Consider the following 5,613-nt stretch of genomic DNA (forward strand, 5'->3'; position numbering starts at 1 on the left):
ATACCCGACCTCGGCCGCCGAGACCCCAGACGCCTTCAGCGCCCGCCGGATCAGCGCCTGCTGCGCCAGCCCGTTCGGCACCGTCAGCCCGCTGCTCGGGCCGTCGTGGTTCACCGCAGAGCCACGGATCACCGCAAGCACGCGGTCGCCGTCACGCACCGCATCGCCCAGACGCTTCAGCACAACGACACCGCAGCCCTCGCCACGCACAAAGCCGTCCGCTCCCGCAGAAAACGCCTTGCAGCGGCCGTCGGCGGCGAACATCCCCAGCCGTGAGCCGGCGATCAGCCCCTCCGGCACCGCCAGCACGTTAACGCCGCCGGCAATGGCCAAACCGCATTCCTCATCCCGCAGGCTGCGGCACGCCCGATCGATCGCCACCAGCGACGACGAGCACGCCGTGTCCATGACCATCGAGGGTCCTTGCAGACCCAGCGTATAAGATACCCGCCCGGACACGGTATTGATCGAGAGACCCTGCGTGGAATACGGGCTGAGGTCCTCGGGCGCGACGATCCGGTCATGCAGGCGGGCATACTCGGCCGTGGTGACGCCGGCGAACACACCCGTTGCGGACCCGGACAGGCCGGACGGTGCGATACCGGCATGTTCCAGTGCAAGCCAGGCGCCTTCCAGGAACAAGCGCTGCTGCGGATCGGTGATCGCGGCCTCACGCGGCGAGATGCCGAAGAAATCGGCATCGAACTGGTCGACACCGTCCAGCATCCCCGCCCAACGGGAATAGGTCTTGCCGGGCGCATCGTGATCCGGGTCGAAGATCGCGGCCACATCCATCCGCTCCGGCGGGATGGGCCGCACCGCATCGACCTTGTCCGACAACATGCGCCAGTAGCTGTCGGGGTCGGTCGCACCGCCCGGAAACCGGCACGACATCCCGACGATCGCAATCGGCTCCGACCGCGTCCGCTGCGCTTCTTCCAAACGCGCACGCAACGTCCGGATGGCCGACAGCGCCTGGCGCTCCCGCGCCACCGATGCGGCAAGGGCTGCCTGCGTATCGCTCATTCCAGCGCCTCCAGCGCCCGGAGTTCGGCCGCAAGCGCGTCGCCCACCTCGTCATCCGCCAGCATCTCGACATCCCGGACCGGAACGGATGCCGCCGCCGGGACAGGCATGTCCATCGTTTCCGGCGTACCTGAAACCAATCCCGTGAAATACCCCGCCAACGCCTCCACACTCGGAAAATCCATGGCCAGCGTGCTTGGCAGCGCAATCCCGAACAGCTCCTCGAGCCGCGCCTTCAGCGCGACCGTCATCAGCGAGTCCATGCCCAGGTCGAAGAAGCCCCGTTCGGAATCGAGCGGATCGTCCTCCGGCAACTCCATCACCGCTCGTACCTGCTTCGCAACAAGATCGACCACCATGCCGTGGCGTAGCGGCGCCGGGGCCTGACGCAGGTGATCCAGCAGCGCGGGGTTCCCGCCGGACGTCGCGACGGGGGCTTGTGGCGCCAGCGCACTCAGGAACCGCGCGCGCCCCCGTCCTTCCAGCGCGACACGCAACCGGTCGCCGTCCATCGAGGCGATCACCGGATGCGCATCGCGCCGACCGTCGACCTGCGCCATCATCAGCCGCGCCATGGCGTCCAGGGCAGCGCCATGATCCATCGGATCGAGGCCTGCGCGCTGGAAATACGGCACGTGCGCCCCGTTCTCCGCAGCCCAGAGACCCCAGGCAACGCTCAGCCCCGGCAATCCCTCGGCCCGCCGGGACGCCGCAAGTGCATCCAGGAACGCGTTGGCGCCTGCGTAATGACCTTGCCCACGCGCACCCAGCACGCCTGCCGCCGATGAAAACAGAACGAAATGATCGAGCGGGAACGGGCGGCTGTACTCGTCCAGCAGCCGACCGCCCACGACCTTGGGACGGAACGCCGCGACGATGTCCGCGTCGCCGATGTCCTCGACCGGCAGCGACGCCGCGGCGGCTGCATGGAACAACCCCCGCAGCGGCACGCCCGCCTGGCGAATACGGTCGAACAGGGCCGCGACGGACGACCGATCGCCCACGTCGCAGCGCTCCAACCGGACATCCACGCCCCTGTCCCGCAGCCGTTGCCGCAAGGCCTCGCTGGGATGCCCGGCATCACCCAGCGAACGACCTGCCAACACCAGGGACCGGGCACCGTGGTCCGCGAGCCACGTCGCCAGCGACGGCCCGACGCCCCCGAATGCGCCGGTCACCAGGTAGCACGCCGCCGGATCGAATGCGGGCGCACCCGACGGCGGCGCGGCGGCCGGCATCACGCGATTGACGAAACGAGTGCCGCCCCGCAGCGCGACCTCCTCGGCCTCCTTCGCCGCGGCCGCGACCTCTTGGTACAGCGCGTCGGCATCGAACGGCGCGGCGGGATCGAGGTCGATAAGGCCACCCCAACGCTCCGGATGATCCAGGAGCAGCGAACGGCCCAGCCCCCACAGCGGCGCAGCGACCAGGTTGCCCACGCCATCGCCCGGCAGGTGCTGCGCACCGCGCGTGACGACCCAAAGCCGGACATCCCGGTCCGCCGGCATGCGTCCCAGGGCCTTGTCGAGATCGACGAGGTCGGACGCAAGCCCGTCGGCCGCCCCGTCCCGCCGGTCCAGCGCGCGCAGATCGACGACGACCCAGCGCGCCGGGTCCATCACCAGGGCCGGCCGTCCGGCTTCCACCATCGCGACGCCGTGCCTGGCGCGCACCAGGGCCGCGAGTCGTCCGGCGACGCCATCGGCTTCACCCAGGATCAGCCATCTCACTGCCGCCGGCGGCGAAACCGCCAGCACCTCCGGCTGCCAGGCCGTTTCATAGAACCAATCATCCGGTGCATGCGCCGCGACAACCGGGGGCACCGCGGGGGCCTCGACGATCCAGTGACGGCGGCGGCGGAACGGATGCGCCGGCAGGCTCACAAGCCGAGCGGTTGGGGAGAAGACGGCGTCCCAGTTGAGGGGGTGGCCGGAGGCGACGCAGCCCGCCAGGATGTGCATCAGGCGCGAGCGCACGGAACCCGCCTCCGCGCCCGTTTCGTCGTCCATCAGGCATCGATCCAGCCGCACGATACGGGCCGTTCCCGCCTGTGGCGGCGGCCCGCCGGCCACGACATAGGCGGAACGGCCGACGATGCGCCTGACGGCGTCGTTGAGGGTCATATCCTCCCGGATACACGCCGCGGCCAGGGCGCCCACGCCAGAACCCGTCACGGGTCCGGTATGAACGCCGAGCTGCCCCAGCACTGCGGCGATCCCGATGGAAAAGGCAAAAACCTGTGCATCTGTCCCGACATTCGCGAAATCATCGAGCAAGCCGAACGAGGTCCCCTTGTCGCCGCACGCCTCGAACGCGGCGGCGCAGCGGGCGATCGCCGTGCGAAAAACATCGTCGTCCCGCAGCAATTCGGGACCGAACGTCCGTGCCGCTTTCGTATCGTCACCGATCAGAAACCGGATCGGCGCCGTACCCTTGGGTTCGCCCGTGCCCGTCTGCAGCGCCCTGATCATCGCCGCGCGGGTTTCCGCCACCACCGCGATGCGGTGCGGATAGTGGGTGCGGCGTGCTGTCGCGGTCCAGGCGAAATCCTCCAGCGACTCCTCCGGCAGCGTCTCCAGCGCGGCGGCCAGGGCGGCGGCGCGATCCGACAAGGTCGTTTCATCCACCGCCGAAACCATCATCATGGTGGGCCGCGGCGCGGCCGCGGGCGGCGCGTCCGTTGCTTCCTCCAGGATCACGTGCGCATTGACGCCCGACCAGCCGAACGCGCTGACCGCGGCGACCCTGGGCGTGTCGGCGTGCCAAGCCGTCGCCTCGGCCGGAACGAACAGCCGCGTGCCTTCCAGCGACAAATGCGGGTTGAGCGTGTCGAAACCGGCGACCGGCGGGATGACCCGAGCGCGCAGGGCGAGAATGGTCTTGATGAGGCCGGCGACGCCGGCGGCGCCTTCCAGGTGATTGATGTTCGCCTTGGCGGACCCCAGCGCACAGCGCGCGGCTCCGTCCTGGACGGCGCCGTAGACCGATGCCAGCGCCTCGACCTCGATCGGATCACCCAGGGCGGTGCCGGTCCCATGCGCCTCGACATAGCCGATGCGTGACGCCGGCATCCCCGTCTTCGCCAATGTGCAGCGCAGCAGGTCCTGCTGCGACAGCCCGTTGGGCGCGGTCAGCCCGTTGGTCCGGCCGTCCTGGTTGATCGCCGATCCGCGGATGACCGCCAGCACCCGATCGCGGTCGGCCATCGCGTCCGACAGGCGCTTCAGGACCACCGCGCCGCATCCCTCGCCGCGGCCATAGCCATTGGCGCGCGCATCGAACGTCTTGCAGCGTCCGTCCGGCGCCAGCATCGCGCCGAGGTTGACGATCCGGTTCTGCATCGGTCCCAGGATCAGGTTCACGCCGCCGGCCACCGCCATGCGGCAGTCGCGCGACAGCAGGCTCTGGCACGCCATGTGAACCGCGACCAGCGACGAGGAGCAGGCGGTGTTGATCACCGCGCTGGGTCCCCGAAGGTCGAGGACATAGGCCAGGCGGCCGGCGATCACGTCGTGCCCGCTGCCCAGCGCCGTGTACTCGTTGCAGCGGGACGTATCCGCGGTCTGCAGTTCCAGATAGCCGGCGCTGTGGTTGTGAACGCCGACAAAGGTCCCGGTCTGGCTGCCGGCGAGGCCGGCGCGCGTCTGCCCGGCGTCCTCCAGCGCTTCCCACGCGACTTCCAGGAACAGCCGCTGCTGCGGGTCCATCTGGACCGCCTCGCGCGGCGAGATGTCGAAGAACGCCGCGTCGAAGGTTTCGATATCGTCCAGCAGGGCAACGGGCTTGAGCGTCCCCTCGCCCATGTCGCGGGCGCGGTGCGGCGGCACCGGACGGATCGCATCCCGCCCGGCCTCGACCATGCGCCAGAACCCGTCGCAGTCGCGTGCCTCGCCCGGGAAGCGGCAGGCCATCCCGACCACCGCGATCGCGTCGCCGCCGGCGTTCTGCGCATCCGTCAGCCGCTTGCGCAGATCGGCGATGACACGCCGCGCGCGGTCGAGCTGTTCTGCAGCGCTGCCGCTCATGTCCGCGTCCCAGGGCTTCGAGTGGTCGTCATCATTCGCCCGCCAGCAAGGCCTCCGCCTCCTGCAATTCGTCTTCCAGCGCCTTGGCCGCCAACCGTTCCGCGTCGTCGCCAGAGGCGGTCGACGCGGGGGCCGACGCGGGGGCCGACGCGGGCGCCGACGCGGGGGCCGGCATGGCCGGTGCGTCCGCCCCGTCGACCAGCGTCAGCAGATGGGCGCAGAGCCGGTCGGCCGTCGGGAAGTTCCACACCGTGGCGGCGGAGAGCTTGCGGCCGAGGATCCGTTCGAGCCGGTTGCGCAGTTCCAGCCCCATCAGCGAATCCAAGCCCAGCGACCGGAACGGCCGGTCGCCGGACAGGCGATCGGGCGAGAGGCGCAGGACGGTCGCCAACTGGCCGATCACGACCTCGCGGATCGTTTCCGCCGTAACCTTGCCCTGCGCCGCGGACAGCGGCCCCGCGCTGCCGGGCGACGCTCGCGGCACGTCGGCGAAGAGCGGCGCCGTGGCCGGGGCGGCACTCTCCAGCCACCGGTCGGCGTCGAAATGCATCGCAGCCAGGTA

At 70.1% G+C, this 5,613-nt stretch carries 3 protein-coding genes; all 3 read right to left on the reverse strand.

Annotated features, from left to right (window positions below; translation table 11 throughout):
* Window positions 1-1,026, reverse strand: a 1,026-nt coding sequence (locus tag VHB27_RS10540; protein WP_325600050.1) for a polyketide synthase, incomplete at its 3' end; no start/stop codon positions are given.
* Window positions 1,023-5,051, reverse strand: coding sequence for a type I polyketide synthase (locus tag VHB27_RS10545; RefSeq protein ID WP_325600052.1), 4,029 nt, complete (start codon window positions 5,049-5,051; stop codon window positions 1,023-1,025). The genes VHB27_RS10540 and VHB27_RS10545, both read right to left, overlap by 4 nt.
* 31 nt (window positions 5,052-5,082) lie before the next feature.
* Window positions 5,083-5,613: acyl carrier protein (locus VHB27_RS10550; RefSeq protein WP_325600054.1), on the reverse strand; the 531-nt coding region annotated here is incomplete at its 5' end.

This window comes from Rhodopila sp. (assembly GCF_035548235.1).
In the GTDB taxonomy this organism is placed as follows: domain Bacteria; phylum Pseudomonadota; class Alphaproteobacteria; order Acetobacterales; family Acetobacteraceae; genus Rhodopila.

Coding starts and splice junctions, on each gene's coding strand:
- VHB27_RS10545 (WP_325600052.1), bottom strand. CDS start 5,051: ATGAGCGGCAGCGCTGCAGAACAGCTCGACCGCGCGCGGCGTGTCATC.